Genomic DNA, 26,626 nt, shown 5'->3' with positions numbered 1-26,626 from the left:
TAATGGCGTTTTTACGTCTATTAAGGTTTGATACGATGCAACATACGTGGGAATGGAATAGCTTCACGGATGTGTTTAGTACCAGCCGCGAAGGTAACCATCCGTTCAATCCCAATACCAAATCCACCGTGTGGAACTGTACCGTATTTACGAAGGTCAAGGTAGAATTCATACTCTGTACGATCCATGCCAAGTTCATCCATTTTTGCAACAAGGGCATCGTAGTCTTCCTCACGCATAGAGCCACCGATGATTTCTCCATAGCCTTCAGGAGCAAGCAAGTCTGCACAAAGCACGCGCTCTGGATTTCCAGGAACTGGCTTCATGTAGAAGGCCTTGATATCTGCTGGGTAGTTAATGACAAAGGTTGGTACACCAAAGTGGTTTGAAATCCACGTTTCGTGTGGTGAACCGAAGTCATCTCCATGTTCCAAATGTTCGTAGTCAGCGTCTTCATCGTTTTCATGCTCTTGCAAGAGATCAATCGCTTCATCGTAAGTGATGCGTTTGAATGGCTCTGCAATGTAGCGTTTCAAGAGCTCAGTATCACGTTCCAATGTTTCCAAGGCTTGAGGAGCACGGTCCAAAACACCTTGAAGCAAAGCTTTAACATAAGCTTCTTGCAAGTCAAGTGATTCATCATGTGTCAAGTATGAATACTCAGCATCCATCATCCAGAACTCAGTCAAGTGACGACGAGTCTTAGATTTTTCAGCACGGAATACTGGACCAAAGTCAAAGACGCGACCAAGAGCCATAGCACCCGCTTCAAGATAAAGCTGACCAGATTGACTCAAGTAGGCTGGTGTTCCAAAGTAGTCAGTTTCAAACAGTTCAGTTGAATCTTCTGCCGCATTACCTGAAAGAATTGGGCTATCAAACTTCATGAAGCCATTCTTATCAAAAAACTCATAAGTTGCATAGATGATCGCATTACGGATTTGCATGACAGCTACTTGTTTGCGTGAACGAAGCCACAAGTGACGGTTGTCCATCAAGAAGTCTGTTCCATGTTCTTTTGGAGTGATTGGGTAATCTTGAGATTCACCGATCACTTCGATGTCTGTAATATCGAGCTCGTAACCAAATTTAGAACGCTCGTCTTCTTTGACAATCCCTGTCACGAAAACAGATGTTTCTTGGCTTAGACGTTTGATGGTGTCAAATTTTTCAAGACCTACTTCTTCGCCGAATTTTTCGATAAAGTTTGGTTTGAAAGCAACACCTTGGAAGAAGGCCGTTCCGTCACGCAATTGCAAGAATGCGATCTTCCCTTTTCCTGATTTATTCGCCACCCAAGCACCGATGGTCACTTCTTGACCGACATAGTCTTTTACTTCGATGATGGTAATCCGTTTTGTCATAATACATCTTCCTTTTCTCATTGTACTTGTCCGAAGACATTATCTTCTTAATTGTATCATAAAAAGGCTTTCAGTGCTAGGTTCTACCTGTGAAAACCAGATTTTTTTTAAAGAAAAAGATCCTCAGCTCATTACTAAGGATCTTGCATTTTTATTTTTCCATAAAGGCCTTGAGGCGGCGAACAGCTTCTTTCAGGGTATCCAAATCTGTCGCATAAGACAAGCGAACATTTTCAGGAGCACCAAAGCCAGCTCCCGTTACTAAAGCAACCTCTGCTTCTTCTAAAATTGCTGTGGTAAATTCCGTCACATCTGTATACCCCTTCATCTCCATGGCCTTCTTGACATTTGGGAAGAGATAGAAGGCTCCTTGAGGTTTGATGGCTTCAAAACCAGGTACTTCATTCAACAAAGGATAAATAGTATTCAAGCGCTCTTCAAAAGCTTGACGCATGATCTCAATAGAAGATTGATCTCCTGTGAGGGCTTCGATTGCAGCATATTGGGAAACGGTTGTTAAGTTGGAAGTTGTTTGGCTGATCACCTTGGCCATGGCTCCAATAATCTCAGGATCTCCTACAGCAAAACCAACCCGCCAACCAGTCATAGCATAGGTTTTAGAAACTCCGTTAATAACGATGGTTTGCTTGCGAATCGCTTCTGATAAGCTAGAAATGGGCGTAAAGGTGTTGCCATTGTAGACCAATCGACCATAGATATCGTCTGCCAAAATCAAGATGTCATGCTCGACAGCCCAATTTCCGATTGCTTGGAGTTCTTCTTTACTGTAGATCATTCCTGTTGGATTAGATGGTGAATTCAGCAAGACAACCTTGGTCTTGTCTGTCCGTGCTGCTTCCAGTTGCTCTACCGTTGCCTTGAAGTGATTTTCTTCTGTTGTTTGGAAAGTAACAGGTGTGCCTTCTACCATCTTGACCTGGTCTACATAAGAAACCCAGCAAGGGGTTGGAATGATGACTTCATCACCTGGATTGATGACAGAAGTAAAGAAGGCATAGAGGATAAACTTGGCACCAGTACCGACCACAACCTCATTTCGGTTCACTGCATAGCCATAAAACTCTTTCATATAGTCGCTAATGGCATCCTTCAATTCTGGAAGTCCAGATGCGACCGTATAAAAGCTGGCACGACCATCCTCAATGGATGCGACTGCTGCTTCTTGAATATTTTTGGGAGTCGCAAAGTCAGGTTGACCCAGGGTCAAACTTAAGATATCACGACCTTCTGCCGCCAAAGCTTTGGCACGCGCATTTGCAGCCAAGGTCACACTTTCTTCCATTTCCAATACACGATTTGATAATTTCATATTTCCTCCTCAAATCTTAAAAAACACCGGTGACTTTCCCAGTCTTGAAATCCACCACATAATAGGAACTCCCGGCCTTGACTTCCCAGATCGGTTTTCCTTTAAAGCGTCCAAAAGTGACACGATCAATCGCGTCCTGACTCTTTTCTTTGACGACAGAAGCTGCCTCTTTGGAACTAACTCCTTCTTTCAAAGGGTAGGTATAGACTGCATCATCCGCCTGCGCCACCAAGACCGCTAATTCTTGTCCTTCTTGGTCCTTGCCAATGAAGGAAAGATACGCTTCTTTGCCATGAAAGAAACTCTCCGTCTCAATGGTCGTAATCGAAGAGTGAGACAGAGCTATTTTTCTTGCTTGCGCCATTTGATCCTGCAAGCGATCAGAAGTTTTTTCAGCAAGAAATAGCCAAGAAAAAAGGACCGTCAACACTAAGATACAGATTCCTATTATATGTTGCCATATTATAAAAAGATTATTTTTCTGTTTCACTCCCTCATTATACACCAAAGCTACCTAGAATTCTATAGATTTTCAAGAAAGAATTGTTACTAATATTTCATACCTGTTACAATGTTTTAGTATAAAATTGTTTGATAAACAAACTAAAATTAACACCTTCGCTATCATTTGTTCATAGTTTAATAAATTTGTCACAATTTTGTAACTAATTTGAAAATAAAATTAAACGACAGAAATACTATTTATTGATAAAATATAGATATGGAAAATTTAAAGAGATTATTCAAAGAAGCAAACGTAGATTTAAAAACCATGATCGTCTTCCACAAGGCAGAACGATTGATCCGTGCCTCTGAGGCTCATATCTTTAAAAAGCACCAGTTGACACCAACTCAATTCTCTGTACTTGAAACCTTGTACAGTAAAGGCGATCTTCGCATTCAAGATCTGATTGACAGCATTCTTGCGACCTCTGGAAATATGACTGTGGTTATTCGCAATATGGTCCGCGATGGTTGGATTACACGCGAAACCGATCCAGAAGACCGCCGTGCTTATCTTGTATCTATTACAGATGCCGGTCGTAAAAAGATCGAAGAAGCTCTTCCAGATCATATCAAGAATATTCAACGCTTGATGCAAGTCTTTAATAGTGGCGAGCAAGCTGAGTTGACAGAACTCTTGAAGAAATTCAAACATATCGCCTAAGCCTACTGCTCAAGACGATTCTGACTCCAAAATCCTCCATTTTGGAGTTTTCATCGTGCATTCTCTTTATCTAACAGATCAAAAAAATATTCCTGACGCTTCTCAGGAATATTTTTATTTATTCTTTCACAAAGACCCATTCCTTCTCTTGCGATAAATCCCCACGATAAAAGAAACCTGCTACTTCTAATGATTTCAGATCTTCTAGATGGATGATTTCTTCCTTCATCATAGCTGTCACCATGGCCCCACGTGCTTTCTTTGAAATCGTCGAGTGAATCTTCAGTGTCCCACCACGATTCTCCATGAATTTGATCCGAATCATTCGCTCACGAATGGCTTTTGAAAAGACTTGTTCAAACTCAGAAGACAAAAGAGATAAGATCTGCTCCTCACCTTCTACTGCCTGATCATAGTCCTCTTTCCAGAGTACCTTTAGAGATTTTCCAGCTGGTTTTAGCTTCATCATAAAATCCAATCGATGGGGAGCAATCCCTTGATAGGCAGGTAGTACACCGTATAAAGCAGTCGTGATCAACAAATGCTCCTGCAGATAAGCCTGCTCTTTTTCGGATAAGTCTTGACGCTCGATACTACGATACATAAGGCCATCAAACAGTTCCAAAGCAGGATAGGTTTTAGCACTCCCAGCTAACAAAGCCTCAATTCTTTCTTTTTCTGCTTGAGCTCTTTCCTCTGAGATCCCGTAAAAGGTCGCTAATTCCTCTAGGGAGAATGCCTTCAAAGCTCGGAGGATGGTTTTTGTGTTCTCTGACAAGGGTTGGGGCTCGACGATACGAGCCTGTTCGTTCAGTTCTTTAGCGGATGGAATTAATAGTTTCATAGGTCTATTGTACCATATTTTTCAAATTTTCTTGACAATAGTTTTTATTAATGTTATTATCTAGTTATGAAAACTAGATGAAAGAAAGGTGAAGATTTCGTGTCCACTTTTTCCTATCCAACGTGGGAGCAACTGCCTGAGCTAGACCTCTATCTTGATCAGGTCCTGCTTTATGTCAATAAAACCTGTGCACCTGTTCTCTCTTCTTCAGACAAGGGCTTGACGGCTGCCATGATCAACAATTACGTAAAACATGGTTATGTCGAAAAACCAGATAAGAAGAAATACCAGCGTGGACAGGTGGCTCGCTTGATCGCTATTACAACCTTAAAAACGGTCTTTTCTATTCAGGAGATCGCTTCTACCTTAAATTTCTTGCAGGACCAGGCAAGCTCAGATCTTCTCTATAATAGCTTTGTCGCTTATCTCAATGAGCATAAAGAGCCGATCGCTCCTATCATTCGCTCTGCCTGTCAGACAGTTCAACTTTATCTTGAAACCCTGACTTATATTCAACCAGAAAAAACGGAGGAAGAAACTGATGAATTACACCATGAAACTAAGTAAAAAATTATCCTTTGGAGAAGAGATCGCTAATAGCGTAACCCACGCTGTTGGCGCGCTCCTCATGTTGATCTTGCTTCCGATCTCAGCAGTCTATAGCTTTGAGCAACACGGTCTTCTCAGTGCTTTTGGGACTTCTATCTTTGTGATCAGTCTCTTTTTGATGTTTCTGTCTTCGACCGTCTACCATGCTATGTCTTACGATTCACCTCAAAAGTATGTGCTTCGTATTATCGATCATTCCATGATCTACATTGCGATCGCAGGTAGTTACACACCGGTTGTCCTCACCTTGATGAACAACTGGATGGGCTACAGCATTATCTTGATCCAATGGGGGACCACCATCTTTGGTATTCTCTACAAAATCTTTGCCAAAAAAGTCAATGAAAAGTTCAGTCTCGCTCTTTACTTGATCATGGGCTGGTTGGTCATCTTTATTATTCCCCAAATCGTTAGCCAAACCAATCCGATCTTCTGGGGTCTCATGCTCATGGGAGGATTTTGCTACACGGTTGGAGCTGGCTTTTATGCCAAGAAAAAACCTTACTTCCACATGATTTGGCACCTCTTCATCCTGGCAGCTTCTGCTCTTCAGTATTTAGCCATTGTTTATTTTATGTAATACGCTCACCACTCTTCGGAGTGGTTTTTTTGTGATTTTTTCTGTACAATAGAAAAAAACTGTATGGGGACAGTCAGGATGAAGACGAGCAAATACCAACAAATTATTCATGTACTAAAAAAAGCCATTCAAGATGGAGAACTGGAAACTGGAGAGAAAATTCCCTCCGTTCGCCAATTAGCTAGTCAATTTTCTTGTAGTAAGGACACAGTGCAACGGGCCTTGCTGGACTTGACTTACCAGCACTTCCTCTATGCTAAGCCTCAAAGTGGCTACTATGTTTTGGAGCAAGAACCTAATCGACATGAGGATCTTCCACTAAAATTAGAGAAAGACCGCAACCAGGCTTTTGAGGACTTCCGGACCTGTATCAATGAAACCTTGATTGGACGGGAGAATTATCTCTTCAACAACTTTTCGGACCAAGCAGGCTTACTCGAAGTACGTCAATCGATTCAAGGCTTATTGAAGGAAGAAGGTATTTATACGACTGCGGATCAGATTGTTTTGACTGCTGGTACCCAGCAGGCGCTCAATATCCTCAGCCAGATTGACTTTCCCAATAAAAAATCGCAGATCTTGATCGAGCAACCGACTTATCATCGGATGAACCAACTCTTAGATTCGCAGCGACTTGCCTACCGTACCATTCAACGTAATTTAACGGGGATTGATCTCGAGGAACTTGAAGAGATTTTCAAAAGTGGCCATATCAAATTCTTCTACACGATCCCTCGTTTTCACTATCCGCTTGGTCATAGCTATTCGACCAAGCAGAAAGAAGCGATCTTGCAACTAGCTGACCAATATGATGTCTACCTTGTTGAGGATGACTATCTTGGAGATCTTGATGGCAGCAATGCCCCTTCTTTTCATTATTTGGATCAAAAGGACCGAGTCATCTATATCAAATCTTTTTCGACCAATCTCTTTTCTGCTCTTCGCATCACTTCCATGATCCTTCCCCAAGACCTTCTAAAGCCAGTCTTGACCTATAAGACGATTCTGGACTATGATAGCAATCTGATCATGCAAAAGGCTTTGAGTCTCTACATTGATAACGGTATGTATCTGACCAATAAAAAGCGACTCTTAGCCAGAAAAAAAGAAGAAGAATCCAGTCTAAAGACCTTGATGGCCCAGTCTCCTCTTCTTCCTCATCTGACCCTGACCCACGATGGGATCCTTTTAGAACTCAGCCAAGTTCAATCCCTTGCTGCCTTAAAACACAGTGGACTTCCGCTTGATTTCTTTGAAGCAGCCTACATCGCTTCTTGTCCTTATCAACTCGCCAAGATCAAATCGGCAGATGTGACCAATGTTTTACCAAAGCTTACGCCTTTTTTTGAAAGAGAAACCCTCGTATAAACTATACGAGGGTCTTTCTTAATTCTTCAATTGCTCATAAACAAGTTTGGCATTTTGAAGGCCGATCCGATAATCGAGTCGGATCAGGCGAATCGCTTCCATCTCTGGTTCTTTGAGGTACTTCTCTCTTTGTTCCTTGGAAATACTACCTGGTTTTAGAAGATAATGAGTAAATTGATTTCTGACTTTATTGAGCTCAACTTGAAGAGTGAAATAAAGTCCAAATAAGACAATCACAACTCCCATCATGATCAGATCGTTTGACATGGTGTATGCTCCCTTTTTCTGTTCTTTTCTATATTTTACAGCTTTCAAAGAAGAAAAACAAGGTTAAATTTGCATTTAGACCTTGTTTATCCTTATTTCATCATACCAGCCTGGAGGTCATACATTTTCTTATACGTTCCTCCTAGAGCAATGAGTTGATCGTGATTGCCCGATTCGATGATTTTTCCTTTATCGAGAACATAGATGCAATCGGCATCTTGGATGGTAGAAAGGCGATGGGCAATGGCAATGGTTGTCCGCCCTTGGCGCATCTTCTTCAGAGAATTTTGGATCATCTCTTCCGTCTCTTGGTCGATGTTGGCAGTGGCCTCATCCAAAATGAGGATCTTAGGCTGGGCAGCAATGGTCCGAGCAAAAGCCAGAAGCTGACGCTGACCGGTCGATAAGGTAGAACCCCGCTCTGTTACCGGATGGTCATAGCCACCAGGTAAACTCTCAATGAAGTCTGCTACATCCACAAATGCAGCTGCTTGTCGGATTTCCTCATCAGTCAGTTCTTCATGGTACATTCGGATATTAGAAGCAATGGTTCCATGATAGAGGAAGGGTTCCTGCAACACTAAACCGATGGACTTACGCAAGGCTTCCTGGCTGTAGTCCTTGATATCCTGTCCATCAATCAAGATCTGGCCACGATCAAATTCATAAAAGCGCATGAAGAGATTGATAATAGAGGATTTACCAGAACCAGTATGACCAACAAAAGCGATGGTTTGTCCATTTTTGACCTCAAAGGAGATATCTTTTAGAACATCCCGTTTGCCATCATAAGAAAAAGATACATGCTCAAAACGAATATCTCCCCGCTCAATTTCTTTCAGGCTACCAGCTTGCTTGGGCTCGTAGTCGTCTCGATCCATCATCTCAAAGACACGACCTGCAGAAATGGTTGAGGTCTGCAAGGTAGCAAAGTTCTGCGTAACATCAATCAAAGGCTGGAAAAGCTGGCTTACATACTGGATAAAGGCATAGATAAGACCTGCTGTAAAGCCTGAGGACTGCCAATTTAGGCCGAAAAAGGTTAGAATAACCGCATAAGCCAGAACCTGTAACAGGGTCATTGCTGGCCTCAAAAAGAGGGAATTGACATCTACAGATCGGTTGGCGTAATCCAAATGTTCCCCATTAATCTGTTCGAATTCATCCGTCAAGCGCTTTTCTTGACGAAAGGCCTGCACGATCCGCATCCCTTCAATAGATTCCGATAATTTCACATTGATATCTGATAATTTTTGTCGGGTCATCTTGACCAAGCGATTGGATAACTTACGATAGAGACGGATGGAAAACCAAATGATGGGAAGAAAAGGCAGGATCCAAATGGTCAAATGCCAGTCCAAGCTAAACATGGTTACCAGGGTGACTAGAAAAAGTAAAAAGGATGAAACCAGGCTTGAAAAGACAGTAGAAAACATATCTGCGACTGCCTGGGTATCATTGGTCACACGCGAAACAATCGAACCTGCTGCTGTCTGGTCATAAAAGGACATGCCCAGCCTTTGAAGATTTTTGAAAATATCTAGACGAATGTCTCTTACGATAGAATTGGATACACGCGCAAAGGTTAATTGACTCAGATAAGTTGCTAGCACGCGCCCAATGAATAACCCATAGTAGAGAATGAAAAACTGAAAAGCTGTCAGTACTGGAGAGCCGGCTTCTGTTGGATCCACTAGGTAATCAATATACCAGCGAGCTGCAAGAGGGATCGCCGTCAATAACAGACTAGTCAGAAAGGTAAAGGCAAAGGCTAGGGCTGTTAACCATTTATAACGCCACATGTAAGTCAAGAGTCGCTTCATAACATGAGCTTCAGATGTTTTCATTCAGCTTTCCCTCCATTTCTTCTGATAATTGTTGGGCTTGGTAGGTTTCATAGTACCAACCTTTTTGAGCCATTAATTCCTCGTGATTTCCTCGCTCCTTGATCTGTCCATTCTCCATTACCAGAATCAAATCCGCATGAACGATCGCTGATAGGCGGTGGGCTGTAATGATCGTTGTTTTCCCCTTGCGTTCCTGCTTCATATTTTCAATGATTTGGTGCTCCGTTTTAGCATCTACTGCAGACAGGGAATCATCCAAAATCAGGATCTCAGGATTCATGACCAAAGCACGACTCATGGCAATCCGTTGCTTTTGCCCGCCAGAAAGAGAGACCCCTCTCTCTCCCAGCACTGTCTCCATCTGGTCTGGCATGGCCAGAATATCCTCATAGACTCCACAAGTTCTCAGAGCCTTCATCACCTCTTCTTCCTTGATCTGTGGATCTGAAAAAGCTACATTCTCGCGAATGGTCATGGCAAAGAGGATCTGATCTTGGGGAACATAACCTATCAAACTACGAAGATCTTCTAAACGATAATCTTTGATGGAGATTCCATTGAGCAAAATATCTCCCTGCTCCAAGTCATGCTCCCTAAGCAAGAGACGCAACAAGGTGGTCTTTCCAGATCCAGTTGGACCCACAATTCCAAGGTTTTGCCCTTTTTCTAAATGAAAGACAACCTTTTCAAGGACAGGCTCTTTCTCATAGGCGAATTCTTCAATGTCATATTCCAAATCTCCGTTTTGAATGACTGTAACTGGTTGACTTGGATCTTGGATATCAGGTGTTTCTGCTAAAAGTGTCTCAATCCGATCATAGGAGACGCTAGCACGCTGACTAATATTAAACAAGATGCCCATGGCTTGAAGGGGCCAGACGAGCATATTGAGATAGGTAATAAAGGTTACGATTTGTCCAACCGTCAGGCTCCCTTCCTGAACAAATAGCCCCCCGAAGTAGAGCGTCAAAACATAGGAGAGACCGACAAAAAGAAGAGTAGTCGGATCAAACAAAGCATTGTAACCGGCTGAAGTCATATTCTTTGAAAAGACCATTTGATTGGTCTTTTCAAAAGCCCGAATCTCATCTGCCTGAAAGCCAAAGGATTTGGTCACCTTAACCCCTGATACTGATTCCTGAACAAAGTTGTTGAGCTCCGAGAAGCCTTCTTGGGCCTCTTTGAAGGCTTTGTGGTTTTTGCGTCCAATGGCGGAAGTCACTACCACCATAACCGGTAGAGGCAAAATAGCTAAGAGGGTTAAGCGCCAATCAATCATGAAAAACATGCTGACTAGGGTCACCAAGGCGGTCACAGAAGCATCCACTGCAGACATAACCCCGCCACCAGCAAACATGGTTACCGCATTAATATCATTAGTAGCATGGGCCATGAGATCCCCAGTCCGATAACGCTGATAAAAAGACGGTGACATGAGCGTAAATTGCTGAAACAAACGGTAACGCAAAATCCGAGCTAACTTATTGGCCGTCCCAAAAATATAGCGTCTCCAGACAAAACGAAGTCCATACATGGCAAGAGCTGCTAGAACTAGAAATCCAATATTCACGACCAACTGACTCAGTGTCAACCTTCTTTTATCGATCAAATCGATCACAAGTCCCATGATTCTTGGAGGAATAAGATTTAAAAAACTAACCAAGATCAAGGACCCTATCCCGATCAAGTAACGCTTCTTCTCTAATTTAAAAAACCAAGATAATTTCCCTAACAGATGCATCTTATTTCCCCTTTTTGGTGAGCTGCCAGCTACTATCCACTAGAGCAAACAACTCCTCATCAGCAATTGTTCCATCGAGCGGGATACTCACCCAATATTTTTTATTCATATGAAAAGCTGGATAAATCCCCTTTTGTTGAACGAACTGAGCTACTTGATCAGACTTAACATTCAAAACTTCTATTTTCCCAGACTTGCCAGCATCTAGTTTTTTCCAATTAATGGTCATAAAGACACCATACCACTTGAGAGTGTCTCGGTGGCGAATGGCACCAGATTCAGGAGATCTTTCCCACAAATATTCAATCGTTCCCTGATAGTGTAGGGAAATATAGGCCATAAGACGCTTGGTTTGAGGATAGAGAAAATCTTCTACCTCAAAACAGGCTTGGCGGATTCTTGCAAGACTTTCCTGACAGGCTTCCCTGACTTGGCCAACGAAATTTCCTTGTAGCTGTTCCAGATGGATCTGGATATACTCATCCCCTGTATCCTGATCATAGACCTGAAAAGAAATCTTCTGGTCGCAGACGCTTACCTTTAAGAGAAAAGTGTCCGATAAGACTGGGCACTGGTACTCATAGCCTGTCCCACTCTTTTCAAATCCATAAGCCAATCCCTTTTCTAGCTGAAAGGTGTATCGGTCAAAATAATGCTCTAAAAACATTTTCTCTCCCTTATTCATTTTTGCACTAGAAGAGGCTGGGAACGACGTCCCCAACCTTGATAACAGATCCAAAAAACTACTTCAAGCAGTGATCGTTTCTTTTTTAAAACACGATGCGCGTGCCATGCAGTTGACAAACACCCAATTGCTCCAAAAAGAACTGACGATTGTCAAGGGTCACACCCCCACCTGGCAGGATCTGTATCTTTCCTCTAGCCGCATCTAATAAACGATGATAGTGTGCAAAACGTTGCTCTAGTGGGTCACCTGGACTTCCAGCTCGTGTTAAAATGCGGGCTACACCCTGATCAGAAAGCCACTCAATCGCTTCTAGCTGATCTGTGTGAGTTAACTCATCAAAGGCCATATGAAAGACAACCTCTGCTTCTCCACAGGCTGCTAGTAAAAGCTGCATGATCCTCTGGTCCAACTTTCGATCGCTCGTCAGCGCACCCAGCACAAAAGAAGTAACCCCTATTTCTTTCGCAGCACGAATATCCATCAGCATAGCTTCGACTTCCAGATCAGTGTAGACAAAATCGCCACCACGGGGCCGGATAATGACACATAGATCCACGGACTTCTCTCTTGTCAGTTTGATTGCTTCATTGATCACACCTATACTAGGTGTGGTCCCTCCTACTGCCAGGTTATCGCACAGTTCAATGCGACCTGCCCCAGCAGCAATCGCCTTATCAATATAAGTTAAATTCTCTGCACAAAATTCAAAGACAAGCATGACAACTCCATTTTCAAAAACTTAAAACAAGGATATACTAACCGTTACCTTCGCATTGCCATTTTCCACTCTCGCTTTTGAGATGGTATAACCTGCTTGAGGGATCTCAAGCGTAATCTGATCACCATTCACTGTGAAGCCACCTCCATTTTGATTGGATTGATCCTTCAAATAGTTGAGAACCAAGAATTTTGGAATGGGCATTTTCCCTAATTTAGCACTGGTAACGGTCAAATTCATGACATTATTTTCAACTTGGCCGGTCATAGTTAAATCTAGATAGCTATCAACTGGTCCTAAGGAAACAGGAACTTTGACGTGAAGGTCATTGCCATCCATTCCTAGTGCCATCTTTTGATAGTCAGAATTGTCAAGGGCGGTTCCAGCACTTGTTTTTACGACCTGACTTAATTGTACAGAATTGAGACTTAGCTCAGTTGAGAGCCCTTCAGTGCTCACAGAAGCGTTTGAAACTGCATTTTGAGCCAGCTCAATCAAAGAACTCCCTGCCTGCACATTTCTCAGTTGCTCCCCATCAGGAATAGATCCAGGGACCAATAAGATCACTAATAAAATAAATAAAACGATCACCATGCCAATCAGGCGTCTTATCCACTTAAACATCTGCTCCTCCAATACATGAAAAGTTGTATTCTTATTGTACCCTAAATCTAAAGAAATTGCGACTAAGAGGGGCCTTTACAAAGCAAAAGAGAGAGTGGGACAGAAATCGGTCATTCGTTAGAATTCGATTTCGTCGTTCCACCTCCGCACAGTTGAGTAGGCCTGTATAAGCTGATGAAATCAGCGTATTAGAGCCCACTCAACCACTGCGTCTTACTCGACAATCCAAAAACAATTGAGAGGCTAGGACTTTTATCCCAACCTCTCTCTGTGCATTATTTCGATTTAATGTAGTTAACACCATCTGCTTTAGGCGCAACTGCTTGTCCAAAGAAGGCTGCCAAGACAACCATGGTCAAGACATAAGGCGCAATTTGCAAGTAAATGGATGGGATACCTTTAAGCAAAGGCAATTGATTCCCGATAACTGCCAAACTTTGTGAGGCTCCAAAGAAGAGACTAGCCAGCATGGCACCGATTGGGTTCCATTTCCCGAAAATCATAGCTGCGAGGGCAATGAACCCAGGACCAACAATAGTAGTCACCGCAAAGTTAACGGAAATAGATTGAGCGTATATGGCTCCTCCAATACCAGCTAGGGCACCTGAGATCATCACTCCTAAGTAGCGCATTTTATAAACATTGATTCCCAATGTATCTGCTGCTTGTGGGTGTTCCCCAACTGAACGAAGACGCAATCCAAATTTTGTCTTGAACATGATGAACCAAGCAAAGAATGAGAAGAGAATCGCAACCCAGCCGATGATGCTGGCATTGTTGAAGAAAATATCCCCAATTACCGGAATTTTAGATAAGACCGGAATGGAAGTTTTCCCAAAGGCAACTTTGATATTATCCGTTTGCCCCTTGTTGTACATCGCTTTAACAAGGAAGACCGCAAGTGGAGGTGCCATCAAGTTCAATACTGTACCTGAGACGATATGGTCAGCACGGAAATGAATAGTTGCCACCGCGTGAATCAAGGAGAAGAGTACCCCAATCCCTGCAGCAACGATCAAGGACAACCATGGTGTCAAGCTTCCTAACTCAGGCTCAAAAGTCAAGTTAAAGATAATACCTGAGAAGGCTCCCATAACCATGATTCCTTCCAGACCAACGTTAACAACCCCAGCGTGTTCTGAGTAGGCTCCTCCGATACTTGTGAAGATCAGCGGCGCCGCATACACAATCATAGAGGAAACAAGAATACTTAAAATCGTTACAATACTCATTAGTTTGCTCCTCCTTTTTTAGCTGAACGCATCGAGATCATCTTTTCAATAATGTAGTGAGCACATACGAAGAAGATAATGGATGCTGTCACAATTTGAACGACTTCTTCAGGGATGGCAGCTGGCTTCATACCAACTCCCCCAATTTGAAGTGCTCCAAACAAGAAGGCAGCAAATGGAATACCAATTGGTGAATTCATCGCAAGAAGGGCAACGGCCATTCCGTTAAATCCAACACTCATCGAGCTGGTTTGAACGTAGACATTTGAGTAAATCCCCAGACCTTCTGCTACCCCACCGATACCAGCAAGAGCACCAGAAATGATCATAGAAAGGATAATGGTCCGTTTTGCAGACATCCCTGCATATTCCGCCGCATTGGCATTGAGACCAACGGCACGGATTTCAAAACCAAGTGTTGTTTTCTTCATCAAGAACCAGATGACCACCACTGCGATGATGGCAAAGAAGATCCCGATGTTCATTTGTGATTTGTCCGTCAAATTACGCAACCACTCCGTCTGGTAGACAGCGTTGGCTCCCACATCAATGGTTGAGTCCTTGTTTTTCATCAAGGAAGCTGGGAAGCTATGAATCAAGGCATTCCCACCGTAGAGAACAATGTAGTTCATCATAATGGTGATAATGACCTCACTGGTTCCGAGATAGGCACGAAGGAAACCAGGAATCGCTCCAATAAATCCACCTGCGATAGCCGCAATCAAAACGGTCATCGGAATCATCAGTAAGCGAGGCATATTGGGGAAGGAAAGGGCAAACCAAGTCGCCATGATCCATCCTGCAAAAGCCTGACCAGGAAGTCCAACGTTAAAGAAGCCGGCCCGGCTAGCTACCGAAAATCCAAGAGCAACTAAAATCAGTGGCCCCATAGCACGGGAAATATTACCCCAACTCTTAATCGAACCAAAGGCTTTCTTAAACAGCAATTCATATCCCCAAAGGGCATCATAGCTGAAGGCCCACATAATAATGGCACCTAAGACCAATCCTAAAAGGACAGACACCAATGGAACGGCAATTTGTTTTAAATTCTTATTCATTTGATGCTCCCTCCTTTACTTGTCCTCCTGCCATGAGGATTCCAAGTTCTTGCTTATTCGTTGTTTCAGGGGTTACGATCCCTTGGATCTTCCCATCATGAATAACCGCAATACGGTCAGAAACATTCAAAATTTCATCTAATTCAAAACTGACAACCAGAACGGCTTTTCCATTATCCCGTTCTTGGATCAAGCGTTTGTGGATATATTCGATCGCTCCAACGTCCAATCCACGAGTCGGCTGGCTAACGATCAAGAGATCTGGATCGCGATCGATTTCCCGAGCGATAATGGCTTTTTGCTGGTTCCCTCCAGAGAGAGCCTTAGCAGGTACCACTTCACTGGCTGCACGAACGTCAAATTCTTCCATGAGCTTCTTGGCATAAGAGGTGATATTTGGATAATTTAAAATACCATTCTTGCTAAGAGGTTCTTTGTAGTAAGTTTGAAGAGCCATGTTTTCAGAGATCATCATATCAAGGACCAAACCATCCCGGTGACGGTCTTCAGGGACGTGCCCTACCTTCATTTCTGTGATTTGACGTGGACGTAGTCCTACAACATCCTTGCCTTTAATCTTAATTGAACCCGATTTTACCTTCCGTAGACCTGTAATGGCTTGGATCAACTCAGACTGACCATTTCCATCAATCCCTGCGATCCCAACGACTTCACCAGCACGAAGTTCCAGTGACAAATTCTTAACAGCTGGGACACCACGGTTTTCGTTGACAACCAAGTTTTCGATCGACAAGACCACTTCTTTCGGTTGAGAAGGACCTTTTTCAGTCTTAAAGGAAACAGAACGGCCGACCATCATTTCGGCCAAGTCTTGGTTAGTAGCTCCACCAATCTCTACTGTCTCAATAGATTTCCCACGGCGAATAACCGTTACGCGGTCTGAAACAGCACGGATTTCATCCAACTTGTGCGTAATCAAGATAATGGATTTTCCTTCATTCGCCAAGTTCTTCATGATTGTCATCAATTCTTCGATTTCAGCTGGTGTCAACACTGCAGTTGGTTCATCGAAGATCAGGATGTCGGCTCCACGATAAAGCGTCTTTAAGATTTCCACACGTTGCTGCGCACCAACGGAAATATCCTCAACTTTAGCATTTGGATCTACTGCCAAGCCATATTTTTTAGACAAATCAAGGATATCTTGGCTGGCTTTTTTAAGGTCCAAAACACCATGTTTAGTGGTTTCAGAACCAAGGATGATATTTTCAACAACAGTGAAGGCTTCAACCAACATAAAGTGTTGGTGCACCATTCCAATTCCTAAAGAAGCTGCTTTTGAAGGTGAGTCTAGGTTAACAGTATTTCCATTTACCACAATGTCTCCGCTTGTTGGTTCCAACAAACCAGCCAGCATATTCATCAGGGTAGATTTACCTGCACCATTTTCTCCAAGAAGTGCATGGATTTCACCTTTGCGCAACTGAAGATTAATCTTATCATTTGCTACAAAGTCACCAAATTTTTTGGTAATCTCACGCATTTCGATGACATATTCATGTGTCATGTGGGTGTTTTCCTTTCAAAATTTTTTATTTCAATAAAATCTGCTAGAGAACTAACAGATTTTATTGAGACAAAAATGTCTCACTTTAAAAGAAACGGCCCTTAAAGGGAGGGCCGCCCAATCAAATATTATTTTTCAGGAACTTTAAGAGATCCATCAAGGATTTTAGCTTTGGCATCTTCGACAGCTTTTTTAGCATCTGCAGAAAGGTTGTCAGTTGTCAAATCAACTCCACCATCTTTCAAGCTATAAGTAATCACTTTACCGCCAGGGAATTTACCGTCAGCAGCTTTCTTAGCCAAGTCTTTTACAGATTCTCCGACTTTCTTCAAGCTTGAAGCCAAGACAAAGTTAGATTTTTTACCATCTTTAGAAGTGTATTCACCTTCAGCTTTTTGGTCACGGTCCACACCAAGAACCCAAACTTTTTCGTCTTCATTTTTCTTCTCGTTCAAGTCTTTTGCTTCAGAGAAGACACCTGCTCCAGTACCACCAGCTACTTGGTAGATAACGTCTGCACCTGCAGCGTATTGTGCAGCAGCAATTGTTTTACCTTTAGCAGCGTCACCGAATGAACCAGCGTAGTCTACTTGAACTTTGATAGATGGGTCAACAGATTTAACACCAGCTTCAAATCCAGCGCGGAAACGAGTGATAACTTCACTTTCCATACCACCTACAAAACCAACTTGTTTAGTTTTTGTAGTTTTCGCAGCAGCGATACCAGCAAGGTAACCAGCTTCGTTGTCGGCAAAGACAGCAGATGCTACGTTCTTTTTACCTTCAATACGGTCGTCAATGATAACAAAGTTTGTTTCTTCGTTGTCAGAAGCCGCTTTTTCTACTGCATCACGCAAGGCAAAACCAACACCAAAGATCAATTTGTAGTCGTTAGAAACAGCTTCATCAAGGTTTGTCGCATATTGAGATTCATCTGTTGATTGGAAGTAGTCAAATCCGTTCCCTTTAGAAAGACCGTTTTCTTTCCCCCAAGCTTGCAAACCTTCCCAAGCAGATTGGTTAAATGATTTGTCATCCACACCACCAGTATCGGTAACGATAGCAGCTTTCAAATCAGTTTTTGATTCTGAGTTTGCGCTATCTTTTTTAGACGCACGATTTCCACATGCTGCAAGTCCGATAGCAGCGACAGTTACTAGACCAAGGCCTAGCCATTGTTTCTTGTTCATTACTGAACCTCCTAAATTATTGTGCAACATTGTTGCGAAGTATTGAAAGGGTCAAAAGACCGCCTCACAGACCTATTAAGTCAGGTCTGTAAAGGAATATGGAAGTAATTCCTTGACCGTCATCACGACCGTCGATTTATCTTTAGATACTAAGGTTACAGGAAGGTCTGGCTCAAAAAATTCAGCCATAACCTGGCGACAAGCACCACATGGAGAGATGGGCTTTTCTGTTTGCCCGTAGATAATGAGCTCTTTGAAATCGCGAGCTCCTTCAGAAACAGCTTTAAAAATGGCTGTCCGTTCTCCACAGTTGGTTAGTCCGAAACTGGCATTTTCGATATTGACACCTGTATAGATTTCTCCATCCTTCGTTAGCAGTACAGCTCCAATTGGGAAATGAGAATAAGGCACATAGGCTTGTTGACTCACTTCAACTGCTAAGTTGATCAACTCAGTAGTCGCCATGAGCCACCTTTCCTTCCATGATGGCTACACCAGAAGAAGTCCCGATACGGGTCGCACCTGCTTCGATAAAAGCAAGAGCATCTTCATAAGAGCGAGCACCACCAGAAGCCTTAACACCCATGTCGGGTCCAACAGTTTGACGCATTAAGGCCACATCTTCTACCGTTGCTCCTCCAGTTGAGAAGCCAGTTGAAGTCTTCACAAAGTCTGCGCCAGCTAACTTAGCAATTTGACAAGCAACGATCTTTTCATCATCTGTTAAGAGACAAGTCTCAATAATGACTTTGACCAGCTTATCACCGCTCGCTTCGACTACAGCTTGGATATCTTCCTCAACTAGTGCTAAATTCTTAGACTTAAGAGCCCCGATATTAATGACCATGTCAATCTCATCGGCACCATTTTGAATCGCATTTTTTGTTTCACACGCTTTGACAAATGGTGTATTTGCTCCTAAAGGAAAACCAATGACGGTACAAACTTTAACGTCTGAATCGCGCAAGCCCTCAGCCGCAAAATTCACCCATGTCGGGTTCACACAGACACTTGCAAAATCATAAGCCTTAGCTTCTTCGATCAGCTTTTCGATCTGTTCTTGTTGCGCATCTGGTTTTAAAAGAGTGTGATCGATATATTTATTTAACTTCATACAATCTCCTGAGCTGCTTAAGATATTATTTCAATAATTTCTTTAACGCTTTCAGCCCTTTCTAGTATTTTAACATTTTTTTTGAATTCTGTAACTCTTTCTTGTGAATTTTTTTCATTCATGAAAATACGGGCAATGCGTTCCCCTTTTTTGACATGCTCTCCCACTTTTTTGTCAAACACAATCCCTGTTTCGTAATCGAGGGGATCTGATTTGACAGCACGGCCAGCACCCAAGCGCATGGCAAACAAGCCAAACTCCATGGCAGGTAAAGCAGCAATGACGCCATCTTTGTCCGCTGTTACTTCAAGGACCTGATCCACTTTGACGGGACGATGCAAATCTTCTAAGTCTCCACCTTGAGCCACAACCATTTCTTCAAACTTCGCTAAAGCCTGACCATTGTTCAAGTGTTCATGGATGGCTTCAATCGATTGTTCTACATTGGCCAATTTCAACATGATTTGCGCTAATTCACAAATAAACTCTGTGACATCAGCTCGGCCCTGCCCTTTCAGAATATCCAGGGCTTCCAAAATCTCTAGACGATTACCAATGCTGGTTCCCAAAGGTTGGCTCATATCTGTAATGACAGCGATGGTTTTCCGACCCACTGCATTTCCAAGATCCACCATGGTACGGGCTAAGCGACGAGCATCCTCAATATTCTTCATGAAGGCACCCTCGCCCACTGTAACGTCCAAAAGAATGGCATCCGCACCAGCAGCGATTTTCTTACTCATGACCGAGCTAGCAATCAAAGGAATGGTATCCACTGTCGCTGTCACATCACGCAGAGCATACAAGAGTTTGTCTGCCTTCACAAGTTGGTCAGATTGACCAATAACCGATAAGCCGATCTCCTGCACCTGCTGGATAAATTCCTCTTGGGTCCGTTCAATCTGGAAACCTTTAATGGATTCCAACTTATCGATGGTCCCACCTGTGTGTCCTAACCCACGACCGCTCATTTTAGCAACCGGCACTCCAAAACTCGCAACCAAAGGCACTAAGACCAAGGTCACCTTGTCTCCCACACCACCAGTCGAATGTTTGTCTACCTTGATTCCTGGAATAGCTGACAGATCAAACTGTTGCCCCGTTTGGACCATCTTCATGGTCATATGGGAGATTTCTTCCGTCGTCATTCCTTTAAAATAAACAGCCATAGCAAAAGCGGACATTTGGTAATCTGGAACCGTTCCAGCCACATAGCCCTCAATCAGCCATTCAATTTCTTCCTTGTTTAAGGCAAGACCATCTCTTTTTTTCTGAATGATATCTACTGCTCTCATGATTCTTTCTCACTTCTTAAAATATAATAGCCTTTGTCTTTTTTTACTGTCTCACAATTGCCAAACGTCTCTTCCATCTTGGCTTTCGCGCTGGGAGCTCCTTGTTTTTTCTGAATGACAATGGTCAAATCTCCACCTGGTTTCAAATGTTCAAAACTACCAGTGATCACTTGGTGAACCACTTTCTTACCAGCTCGGATCGGCGGATTACTGATCACATGGTCAAAGACCCCTTCTACTGCTTCATAGACATCCGAAGAAAAGATCTGTGCTTCCACGCCATTTCGGCTGGCATTTTTCTTAGCCAAGTCCAGCGCCCGCTCATTGACATCGACCATGGTCACTGCGACTCCCTGGGCTTTAGCCAGAGAGAGGCCGATCGGACCATAGCCACAGCCTACATCGAGGACACTTTCTCCTTCTTGAAAATCCAAGGTTGATAAGAGCACCTGGCTTCCATAGTCAATCATTTTTTTACTAAAGACGCCGGCGTCCGTATAGAAATTCATCTTTTGCCCCAATAAAACAACAGCCAGATCATGAATATCATGGGCTGCATCTGGGTTTACATCGAAATACATTTTACTCATAAGGTTATTTTATCATAATTCACTCCTTTTTTAAATCGTTTACATGACCTCTAAAAATTGGTATACTAAAGACTAAAATAGGAGTGACATATGGACAAAGAATTTCTACATTTTGAAAAAATTAATCGGGAAACCTGGCAAAATTTGCACCGCAAAACCACCCCACCTCTCTCTCAAACAGAGCTCAATTCTATTAAAAGTTTCAACGACCGCATCAACCTCCAGGATGTACGTGACGTCTACCTGCCTTTGACAAACCTGATTGGAATCTACAAGCGTTCCAAAGAAGATTTGGCCTTCTCAAAAGGTATTTTTCTTCAAAAAACGAGTGAACGCCAACCCTTTATCATTGGGGTTTCAGGGAGCGTTGCGGTTGGAAAATCTACCACTAGCCGTTTACTTCAAATCCTGCTGTCGCGAACCTTCGAAGGCTCGACAGTAGAATTGGTGACAACAGATGGCTTCCTCTATCCAAATGCTATCTTAAAAGAACAAGAGATCCTCAATCGAAAAGGATTTCCAGAAAGCTATGATATGGAATTGCTCCTTGATTTTCTTAATCAAATCAAAAACAACAAGAGCGTAGAAATCCCTGTCTATTCCCACGAAATATACGATATTGTCCCAGATGAGAAGCAAACCATTTTACCGGCTGATTTTGTCATTGTCGAAGGGATCAATGTCTTTCAAAATCCGCAAAATGACAGTCTCTATATGACCGATTTCTTTGATTTTTCGATCTATGTGGATGCCGCAGTTGATGATATCGAATCTTGGTATATCGATCGCTTCCAAAAACTCCTTGCATTAGCTCAGAATGATCCCAATAACTACTACTATCGATTTACAGAGCAACCCCTAGAAGAAGTTTTAAGCATGGCCCATCAGGTCTGGGAATCCATTAATTTAGTCAACTTGCAACATTACATCCAACCAACCAGAAACCGAGCTGATCTGATTCTCCATAAAGCAACCAACCATGAAATCGACGAAATTTATCTCAAACGCTAGAGAAAATGGCCTTTTAACGGTACTTTTTTAAGGAAAAGCTATTTTAGGCTTGTCAAATCTTAACTTTTCATATATAATGAGATAGTTAGATTATCAATGGAGGTGAATAACTTGGCAAACATTAAATCAGCTATCAAACGCGCTGAATTGAACGTTAAACAAAACGAAAAAAACTCAGCTCAAAAATCAGCTATGCGTACTGCAATCAAAGCTTTTGAAGCAAACCCATCTGAAGAACTTTACCGCGCTGCTAGCTCAGCTATCGATAAAGCAGAAACTAAAGGTTTGATCCACAAGAACAAAGCTAGCCGTGATAAAGCACGTCTTGCAGCGAAACTTGGTTAATCAAGAACAGCATAAAAATCAAGCTCTCCGGAGCTTTTTTTGTGCCTAATTTTTTGAGAGGTGCTTATGAAAATTGTTATTATCGGCTATTCTGGATCAGGTAAATCCACCTTGGCTGAAAACTTAGCTCGCTACTACTCCATTCCCAAGCTCCACATGGATACCCTTCAATTTCAACCGGGCTGGATAGACAGTGACCGGGATACGATGGAAGGTGAGATGAGACAGTTTCTCAGCGATCATAAAGACTGGGTCATTGATGGCAATTACTCTTGGTGCTGCTATGAGGAGAGAATGGAGCAAGCCGACCAGATTATCTTTCTCAACTTCTCTTGTTGGAACTGCCTCTATAGAGGGTGGAAACGATACCGCCGTTATAAAGGTCGGGTCCGTGAGAGTATGGCAGCTGGCTGCCCTGAACGATTTGACTGGGAATTCATCCGTTGGATTCTTTGGGATGGACGCCAAGCCAGACAGGTCACACGCTATCGGACTATCGGCCAAACCTATCCAGACAAATTTATCTCTCTTAAAAACCAAAAAGAACTGGATACGTTTCTAAAAAACATATAATAAAAAGGTTGGGATATCAATCCCAACCTTTTTTATTTATCAACGTAATCGCCACCGGTGAAGCCATAGTATTCTTCTAGACTCAAACCTGAGTCAGCGATATCTTGTGCTTCTTTTCCGATATAGCGGAGATGCCAGCTTTCTGGCATGTAGCCTGTTACTTTTTCTTTACCTTCTTGGTAACGAACCACAAATCCATATTTAGCGGCGTTCTTGAGCAACCACTTACTTGGTCCAGGTTCTGTCACCAGATTCCCACTGGTATCGATCAAATCAAAGGTCAAACCTGTCTGGTGTTCACTATAACCCGGTCTTGCGGAATAACGATCGGCGGCTTCCTGACCATCTTGATTGACATAGTTTTGGTAGAGACCAACTTGGGTGTCGTAGCTACGAAAACCACTATATTGGTCACTGATCGGATAACCTTCTGCCTGCATGGCTGCGATCAATTCATGAAGGGCTGAAACAGCTTCAGGATCTTCACCTGGGTTAAAGTCAGGCGACAAGGGATAATGTTTGTTGGCGATCATGACCTCACCATATTTCCCTTTGACACTATAGTAGGAACCATTATAGCTCACACCAGAGTCCACTTTCACATCTGACTTACCAGCTTTTGACGACTCTTCTTTTCCTGTCTCTTTTGACGTATCCTTTGCTGAAGACATTTCTTTGGAAGACTTGGTTTGCGTTTGCTTGGTCTCTTCTTTTGCAGAAGATTTAGAACTAGTGGATTGAGATTGGGAGCAAGCTGTCAGGGTTAACAAGGCAACTGTCACCAAAGTGAATTTGGAAAATCTTGCTTTCATGGGAATCTCCTATGATTCTTTTGTTACGACAATATCCGTAATCACATAACTTGCACCTACTTTTTTCAAGGTGTAGGTCTTGTACTTGCGGTTTTGTGAATCTGGATGGCTATCTGTATAATGCACGGTAAAGTCTTCATAAGTCTTAATCGTCACCACACCATTTTCTTCCGTGACACTTTGAATGTCCAAAGCTCCTGGAGTATAGTAGTCAATTTTAGCCTTTCGAACACCATCACCAGTTGTGAATTCAACCATGTCCTTGTAGGCTTGACTTTGTGTGTCATAGTATTTAGAGTAGGTGTTGTTTCGATTTGAAACGGAGCTAAAGACTGCGTCGCGGTACTCTTTCAAGAATTCTTCCGCCAAGGTCCGATTTTGTTCTTCTTTGGCTGCTTGCGCTTTCTTAGCATCTTGTGCACTCTTGATGCGTTTTAGGGTATCTTTGGCTAGTTTAAGTTCGATCGGATCGTTCTCACCCTCTTCAATCGTCACCTTAGCCTTTTCAGTTGTATAGGTTTCCCCATTCATATTGAAGACGGCGTGCACTTCAATTTCTTGATAAGGGATGCTGTCTACTTCAAAGGTCGTGCTCGTTCCGACTTCTTTACCGTTGACCACCACCTTCACATCCGTTGGGTTTTCCACTTCATCTGGGAACTCAACTTCTAAATTGCGTTTTTCAGAATTCAACTGCAATTCTAAGTTGTTCTTCGTTGCTTTTTTAGGATTGAGATGGATCTTAGAAGTGACATTTCCGACCTCTGTTTTAGCAGTCAATTCCATTTCTTTTGTATTGTAATGGAAAGAACCAAGGTCTGTCACTGCATCTTTCTTCAAGGTCACTGTTTTATTGGCTGCCACTTTGAGTTTGGCTTGGTCCAAATTGGTCTTGACCTTGACTTGCACTGGATAGCTAGCCACACGGTATTCTTGGAAGATTCCAAATTTCTTGTCCGCCTTTTCCAAACCAAAGATCTTGTTACCAGATTTATCCGTATAGCTGCCTTCTCCACCATTATCAATGATCTTGTTCAACTCTGTGCCGATATCGACCCCTTGATCTTCCATGCTAGTGATCAAGCTTTCGGCTTCATCCTTTGTCCATTTATCGTTCTCGGTTGAAAGCAGATCTGCTGCTTCACGATAATCCTTTGTATCTACTGCCTTGATGAATTTATCTGCAGTCACTTCGACACGTGTTGTAGACTGGAAGTAAAAGAAGGCTGCTACCAAAGCGATTACAAGAACAGCAAGGGCAGAAATAATCCCAATTTTCTTCTTAGAAAGTTTCTTCCCACTCTTCGTTTTAGGAGCCTTTGGTTTTTTCTGAGCTGGACTTGCCTCTGTGAAGGTTGATCCCTCAAAGACCTGCGTTTGCTCAGTAGCAAGTGGAGCCGCATACTCTTGAGTCGGCTGTTGAGGGACATACTCCTGTGTTTCTTCAGTTGAATCTGGGTTCGCAAATTCTGATTCAGGCACAGGTCCTACAAAAAACTCAAAGTTTTGACTTTTAGCCAAGGTAAATTCTTCCGCACTTGGCTTGCGGCCATAGGTTTCTTCAAAATGTTGCAACCAAGCCTGACGAGCTGCTAGAAGTGGATCGACATTCTTCACTTCTTCAACTGGTTCAACCACTGATTCCTCAACAGGAGCGACTTCCTCAGCTGGGACATTTCCTGCGATAGACTGAATTTTTTTCAAATCAAATCCACAGGCTTTCCCAGCCATAAACTCTTCTGGTGACGGTTTGCGACCGATCACTTTTTCAAATAATTCAACCCATTTCTTTTGCATGGATCTCTTCTCCCTCATTATAAAATAGGGAAAGTGGGTATTCCCACCTTCCTTTTTGTGATATGTTTAGTATCCAAAATTACCCAAGTCTCCAAAATTTGGAGTATTTGGAATAGATCCCATAATAGCTTGTTCCAAAATTTGACGATCCAAGTAAACAACAAGTCCTGCAAAGACAATTAAAATCGCAATGGATGCTACAAGCAATATGAATTTATCTGCTTTAAATTTTGTGTTGTTCAAGGCTTGGTATACTACATACAAGGTTCCAACTGTATACAAGAAGAAGATCAAGAAGTTAAGGAATCCATAGAATTCATAAGCTTTTACAAGTCCAACTAAGAAAGCAAATAGAGAAATAGGCAAGGTGTAAACAGACAAACGTCCAAACTCTTCAAATGAACGGCCGTATGAATATTCTTTATCTTGAAGAACGACACGACGGACAAAGAAACCTGCTACCTGGAAGGTATAGATATTGAAAAAAGCCATGATCAAGATGATCAGAAAGGCACGGAAATCTGCACCATAACCACCTGTAGCTCCACTAGCTGTGAAGAAAGTGCCCAAGGTCAAGACAAAAGCAGTCAAGACATACTGTAAAATTCCGTTAAGAGCTTTTGGATTTTCTACAGCTGTTGGACGTTTCAAAGCTGAAAGGAACCAATTCCAGTAACCACCAACGGCTACACCAAATTGACTTGGTTGGGCAGGATAAGGTTGTCCTGGTTGACCTTGGTAAGGAGCTTGTTGATAAGCTGCTTGAGTCGGTTGTTGGTAGGCTTGCTGTGGAGCTTGTTGGAAAGCAGGTCCATTCGCTGGAGCAACTTGAGGAGCCGGTTCTTGAACTGGAGCTGCAACTGGTTCTTCTGCAGGAGCAGCTGGCGCTGCGACAAACTCTGGAGCTTGTGGAGCTGCTACTGGTTCTTC

At 42.7% G+C, this 26,626-nt stretch carries 28 protein-coding genes; 7 read left to right on the top strand and 21 right to left on the bottom strand.

Annotation, left to right across the window (positions count from 1 at the left end):
• Positions 1-20: 20 nt before the first annotated feature.
• The 3 genes from asnS to HMPREF2917_RS02920 all read right to left on the bottom strand — a co-directional run bounded on the left by asnS (position 21) and on the right by HMPREF2917_RS02920 (position 3,124).
• Positions 21-1,364 carry an asparagine--tRNA ligase gene (gene asnS / locus HMPREF2917_RS02930; RefSeq protein ID WP_070588925.1) on the bottom strand — a complete coding sequence of 448 codons (1,344 nt, stop codon included), beginning with the start codon at positions 1,362-1,364 and terminating at the stop codon, positions 21-23.
• A gap of 151 nt (positions 1,365-1,515) precedes the next feature.
• The gene (locus HMPREF2917_RS02925; protein ID WP_070588924.1) at positions 1,516-2,694 is read right to left on the bottom strand and encodes a pyridoxal phosphate-dependent aminotransferase; all 1,179 of its coding nucleotides are present in this window, start codon (positions 2,692-2,694) and stop codon (positions 1,516-1,518) included.
• Between the two features lie 16 nt (positions 2,695-2,710).
• Positions 2,711-3,124, bottom strand: coding sequence for a cell wall elongation regulator TseB-like domain-containing protein (locus HMPREF2917_RS02920; RefSeq protein ID WP_070588923.1), 414 nt, complete (start codon positions 3,122-3,124; stop codon positions 2,711-2,713).
• 291 nt (positions 3,125-3,415) lie between these two features.
• Here HMPREF2917_RS02920 and HMPREF2917_RS02915 point away from each other — a divergent pair, with 291 nt between their 5' ends.
• Positions 3,416-3,862 (top strand): MarR family winged helix-turn-helix transcriptional regulator, encoded by a 447-nt coding sequence (locus HMPREF2917_RS02915; RefSeq protein WP_003001765.1) that lies wholly within the window; start codon positions 3,416-3,418, stop codon positions 3,860-3,862.
• A gap of 118 nt (positions 3,863-3,980) precedes the next feature.
• Here HMPREF2917_RS02915 and yaaA read toward each other — a convergent pair whose 3' ends face one another.
• Positions 3,981-4,706, bottom strand: coding sequence for a peroxide stress protein YaaA (gene yaaA / locus HMPREF2917_RS02910; RefSeq protein WP_070588922.1), 726 nt, complete (start codon positions 4,704-4,706; stop codon positions 3,981-3,983).
• Positions 4,707-4,805: 99 nt separating this feature from the next.
• Here yaaA and HMPREF2917_RS02905 point away from each other — a divergent pair, with 99 nt between their 5' ends.
• The 3 genes from HMPREF2917_RS02905 (at position 4,806) to HMPREF2917_RS02895 (ending at position 7,263) form a co-directional block, all read left to right on the top strand.
• Positions 4,806-5,273 carry a DUF1836 domain-containing protein gene (locus HMPREF2917_RS02905; RefSeq protein ID WP_070588921.1) on the top strand — a complete coding sequence of 156 codons (468 nt, stop codon included), beginning with the start codon at positions 4,806-4,808 and terminating at the stop codon, positions 5,271-5,273.
• Positions 5,248-5,895, top strand: a complete 648-nt coding sequence (locus tag HMPREF2917_RS02900; RefSeq protein WP_049474560.1) for a PAQR family membrane homeostasis protein TrhA — start codon at positions 5,248-5,250, stop codon at positions 5,893-5,895. Before HMPREF2917_RS02905 ends, HMPREF2917_RS02900 begins: the two co-directional genes overlap by 26 nt.
• A 63-nt stretch (positions 5,896-5,958) precedes the next feature.
• Positions 5,959-7,263 (top strand): aminotransferase-like domain-containing protein, encoded by a 1,305-nt coding sequence (locus HMPREF2917_RS02895; RefSeq protein WP_070588920.1) that lies wholly within the window; start codon positions 5,959-5,961, stop codon positions 7,261-7,263.
• Positions 7,264-7,281: 18 nt separating this feature from the next.
• On the opposite strand, the gene HMPREF2917_RS02890 is transcribed toward HMPREF2917_RS02895, so the two are convergent.
• The 14 genes from HMPREF2917_RS02890 to HMPREF2917_RS02825 form a co-directional block, all read right to left on the bottom strand.
• Positions 7,282-7,530: a hypothetical protein gene (locus HMPREF2917_RS02890; protein WP_070588919.1), complete on the bottom strand. Its 249-nt coding sequence runs from the start codon at positions 7,528-7,530 to the stop codon at positions 7,282-7,284.
• A 92-nt stretch (positions 7,531-7,622) separates the two neighbouring features.
• Positions 7,623-9,377, bottom strand: a complete 1,755-nt coding sequence (locus HMPREF2917_RS02885; protein WP_070588918.1) for an ABC transporter ATP-binding protein — start codon at positions 9,375-9,377, stop codon at positions 7,623-7,625.
• Positions 9,364-11,118 (bottom strand): ABC transporter ATP-binding protein, encoded by a 1,755-nt coding sequence (locus tag HMPREF2917_RS02880; protein WP_070588917.1) that lies wholly within the window; start codon positions 11,116-11,118, stop codon positions 9,364-9,366. The genes HMPREF2917_RS02885 and HMPREF2917_RS02880 overlap by 14 nt, the downstream gene beginning before the upstream one ends.
• A 1-nt stretch (position 11,119) precedes the next feature.
• The gene (locus HMPREF2917_RS02875) at positions 11,120-11,785 is read right to left on the bottom strand and encodes an MmcQ/YjbR family DNA-binding protein (RefSeq protein ID WP_070588916.1); all 666 of its coding nucleotides are present in this window, start codon (positions 11,783-11,785) and stop codon (positions 11,120-11,122) included.
• 103 nt (positions 11,786-11,888) lie between these two features.
• Positions 11,889-12,524, bottom strand: coding sequence for a copper homeostasis protein CutC (locus tag HMPREF2917_RS02870; RefSeq protein WP_070588915.1), 636 nt, complete (start codon positions 12,522-12,524; stop codon positions 11,889-11,891).
• Positions 12,525-12,545: 21 nt separating this feature from the next.
• Entirely contained in the window at positions 12,546-13,148 is a 603-nt protein-coding gene (locus HMPREF2917_RS02865) for a hypothetical protein (protein ID WP_070588914.1), read from the bottom strand.
• A 275-nt stretch (positions 13,149-13,423) separates the two neighbouring features.
• On the bottom strand, positions 13,424-14,380 hold the full coding sequence (locus HMPREF2917_RS02860) for an ABC transporter permease (protein WP_003007618.1): 957 nt from the start codon (positions 14,378-14,380) through the stop codon (positions 13,424-13,426).
• Positions 14,380-15,441: an ABC transporter permease gene (locus HMPREF2917_RS02855; protein ID WP_003007621.1), complete on the bottom strand. Its 1,062-nt coding sequence runs from the start codon at positions 15,439-15,441 to the stop codon at positions 14,380-14,382. The genes HMPREF2917_RS02860 and HMPREF2917_RS02855 overlap by 1 nt, the downstream gene beginning before the upstream one ends.
• Positions 15,434-16,969: an ABC transporter ATP-binding protein gene (locus HMPREF2917_RS02850; protein ID WP_003007625.1), complete on the bottom strand. Its 1,536-nt coding sequence runs from the start codon at positions 16,967-16,969 to the stop codon at positions 15,434-15,436. Before HMPREF2917_RS02850 ends, HMPREF2917_RS02855 begins: the two co-directional genes overlap by 8 nt.
• Positions 16,970-17,097: 128 nt before the next feature.
• Entirely contained in the window at positions 17,098-18,159 is a 1,062-nt protein-coding gene (locus tag HMPREF2917_RS02845) for a BMP family lipoprotein (RefSeq protein ID WP_003001669.1), read from the bottom strand.
• 75 nt (positions 18,160-18,234) lie between these two features.
• A complete protein-coding gene (locus tag HMPREF2917_RS02840; RefSeq protein WP_070588913.1) occupies positions 18,235-18,624 on the bottom strand; it encodes a cytidine deaminase in 390 nt (129 codons plus the stop codon).
• Positions 18,611-19,273, bottom strand: coding sequence for a deoxyribose-phosphate aldolase (gene deoC, locus HMPREF2917_RS02835; protein ID WP_003001619.1), 663 nt, complete (start codon positions 19,271-19,273; stop codon positions 18,611-18,613). The genes HMPREF2917_RS02840 and deoC overlap by 14 nt, the downstream gene beginning before the upstream one ends.
• A gap of 17 nt (positions 19,274-19,290) precedes the next feature.
• The gene (locus tag HMPREF2917_RS02830) at positions 19,291-20,568 is read right to left on the bottom strand and encodes a pyrimidine-nucleoside phosphorylase (protein ID WP_070588912.1); all 1,278 of its coding nucleotides are present in this window, start codon (positions 20,566-20,568) and stop codon (positions 19,291-19,293) included.
• Positions 20,565-21,158, bottom strand: coding sequence for a class I SAM-dependent methyltransferase (locus tag HMPREF2917_RS02825; RefSeq protein ID WP_037615364.1), 594 nt, complete (start codon positions 21,156-21,158; stop codon positions 20,565-20,567). Before HMPREF2917_RS02825 ends, HMPREF2917_RS02830 begins: the two co-directional genes overlap by 4 nt.
• Positions 21,159-21,248: 90 nt before the next feature.
• Between HMPREF2917_RS02825 and coaA the strand changes: the two genes are divergently transcribed.
• The 3 genes from coaA (at position 21,249) to HMPREF2917_RS02810 (ending at position 23,087) form a co-directional block, all read left to right on the top strand.
• A complete protein-coding gene (gene coaA, locus HMPREF2917_RS02820) occupies positions 21,249-22,169 on the top strand; it encodes a type I pantothenate kinase (RefSeq protein ID WP_003007638.1) in 921 nt (306 codons plus the stop codon).
• Positions 22,170-22,265: 96 nt separating this feature from the next.
• The gene (gene rpsT / locus HMPREF2917_RS02815) at positions 22,266-22,514 is read left to right on the top strand and encodes a 30S ribosomal protein S20 (protein WP_003007640.1); all 249 of its coding nucleotides are present in this window, start codon (positions 22,266-22,268) and stop codon (positions 22,512-22,514) included.
• Between the two features lie 66 nt (positions 22,515-22,580).
• Entirely contained in the window at positions 22,581-23,087 is a 507-nt protein-coding gene (locus HMPREF2917_RS02810; protein WP_045759539.1) for a DNA topology modulation protein, read from the top strand.
• A 32-nt stretch (positions 23,088-23,119) separates the two neighbouring features.
• Here the strand turns inward: HMPREF2917_RS02810 and ldcB are convergent, their stop codons facing one another.
• From ldcB to HMPREF2917_RS02795, 3 genes are all read right to left on the bottom strand, one after another.
• The gene (gene ldcB, locus HMPREF2917_RS02805; RefSeq protein ID WP_070588911.1) at positions 23,120-23,899 is read right to left on the bottom strand and encodes an LD-carboxypeptidase LdcB/DacB; all 780 of its coding nucleotides are present in this window, start codon (positions 23,897-23,899) and stop codon (positions 23,120-23,122) included.
• Between the two features lie 9 nt (positions 23,900-23,908).
• Positions 23,909-25,696 carry a TcaA second domain-containing protein gene (locus HMPREF2917_RS02800; RefSeq protein ID WP_176745944.1) on the bottom strand — a complete coding sequence of 596 codons (1,788 nt, stop codon included), beginning with the start codon at positions 25,694-25,696 and terminating at the stop codon, positions 23,909-23,911.
• Positions 25,697-25,762: 66 nt separating this feature from the next.
• Positions 25,763-26,626: DUF6574 domain-containing protein (locus HMPREF2917_RS02795; protein ID WP_256324245.1), on the bottom strand; the 864-nt coding region annotated here is incomplete at its 5' end.

Origin of the sequence: Streptococcus sp. HMSC061E03 (assembly GCF_001813505.1) — a bacterium.
Classification (GTDB): domain Bacteria; phylum Bacillota; class Bacilli; order Lactobacillales; family Streptococcaceae; genus Streptococcus.
The sequence above is the reverse complement of the archived record's forward strand: the minus strand, read 5'-3'. Positions and strand labels throughout refer to the sequence as shown.

Coding starts and splice junctions, on each gene's coding strand:
- HMPREF2917_RS02855 (WP_003007621.1), bottom strand. CDS start 15,441: ATGAATAAGAATTTAAAACAAATTGCCGTTCCATTGGTGTCTGTCCTT.
- HMPREF2917_RS02845 (WP_003001669.1), bottom strand. CDS start 18,159: ATGAACAAGAAACAATGGCTAGGCCTTGGTCTAGTAACTGTCGCTGCT.
- HMPREF2917_RS02890 (WP_070588919.1), bottom strand. CDS start 7,530: ATGTCAAACGATCTGATCATGATGGGAGTTGTGATTGTCTTATTTGGA.
- deoC (WP_003001619.1), bottom strand. CDS start 19,273: ATGAAGTTAAATAAATATATCGATCACACTCTTTTAAAACCAGATGCG.
- HMPREF2917_RS02840 (WP_070588913.1), bottom strand. CDS start 18,624: ATGGCGACTACTGAGTTGATCAACTTAGCAGTTGAAGTGAGTCAACAA.
- HMPREF2917_RS02865 (WP_070588914.1), bottom strand. CDS start 13,148: ATGTTTAAGTGGATAAGACGCCTGATTGGCATGGTGATCGTTTTATTT.
- coaA (WP_003007638.1), top strand. CDS start 21,249: ATGGACAAAGAATTTCTACATTTTGAAAAAATTAATCGGGAAACCTGG.
- ldcB (WP_070588911.1), bottom strand. CDS start 23,899: ATGAAAGCAAGATTTTCCAAATTCACTTTGGTGACAGTTGCCTTGTTA.
- HMPREF2917_RS02880 (WP_070588917.1), bottom strand. CDS start 11,118: ATGCATCTGTTAGGGAAATTATCTTGGTTTTTTAAATTAGAGAAGAAG.
- HMPREF2917_RS02825 (WP_037615364.1), bottom strand. CDS start 21,158: ATGAGTAAAATGTATTTCGATGTAAACCCAGATGCAGCCCATGATATT.
- HMPREF2917_RS02925 (WP_070588924.1), bottom strand. CDS start 2,694: ATGAAATTATCAAATCGTGTATTGGAAATGGAAGAAAGTGTGACCTTG.
- asnS (WP_070588925.1), bottom strand. CDS start 1,364: ATGACAAAACGGATTACCATCATCGAAGTAAAAGACTATGTCGGTCAA.
- HMPREF2917_RS02850 (WP_003007625.1), bottom strand. CDS start 16,969: ATGACACATGAATATGTCATCGAAATGCGTGAGATTACCAAAAAATTT.
- HMPREF2917_RS02900 (WP_049474560.1), top strand. CDS start 5,248: ATGAATTACACCATGAAACTAAGTAAAAAATTATCCTTTGGAGAAGAG.
- HMPREF2917_RS02800 (WP_176745944.1), bottom strand. CDS start 25,696: ATGCAAAAGAAATGGGTTGAATTATTTGAAAAAGTGATCGGTCGCAAA.
- HMPREF2917_RS02860 (WP_003007618.1), bottom strand. CDS start 14,380: ATGAGTATTGTAACGATTTTAAGTATTCTTGTTTCCTCTATGATTGTG.
- HMPREF2917_RS02810 (WP_045759539.1), top strand. CDS start 22,581: ATGAAAATTGTTATTATCGGCTATTCTGGATCAGGTAAATCCACCTTG.
- HMPREF2917_RS02915 (WP_003001765.1), top strand. CDS start 3,416: ATGGAAAATTTAAAGAGATTATTCAAAGAAGCAAACGTAGATTTAAAA.
- HMPREF2917_RS02885 (WP_070588918.1), bottom strand. CDS start 9,377: ATGAAAACATCTGAAGCTCATGTTATGAAGCGACTCTTGACTTACATG.
- HMPREF2917_RS02830 (WP_070588912.1), bottom strand. CDS start 20,568: ATGAGAGCAGTAGATATCATTCAGAAAAAAAGAGATGGTCTTGCCTTA.
- yaaA (WP_070588922.1), bottom strand. CDS start 4,706: ATGAAACTATTAATTCCATCCGCTAAAGAACTGAACGAACAGGCTCGT.
- rpsT (WP_003007640.1), top strand. CDS start 22,266: ATGGAGGTGAATAACTTGGCAAACATTAAATCAGCTATCAAACGCGCT.
- HMPREF2917_RS02870 (WP_070588915.1), bottom strand. CDS start 12,524: ATGCTTGTCTTTGAATTTTGTGCAGAGAATTTAACTTATATTGATAAG.
- HMPREF2917_RS02895 (WP_070588920.1), top strand. CDS start 5,959: ATGGGGACAGTCAGGATGAAGACGAGCAAATACCAACAAATTATTCAT.
- HMPREF2917_RS02875 (WP_070588916.1), bottom strand. CDS start 11,785: ATGTTTTTAGAGCATTATTTTGACCGATACACCTTTCAGCTAGAAAAG.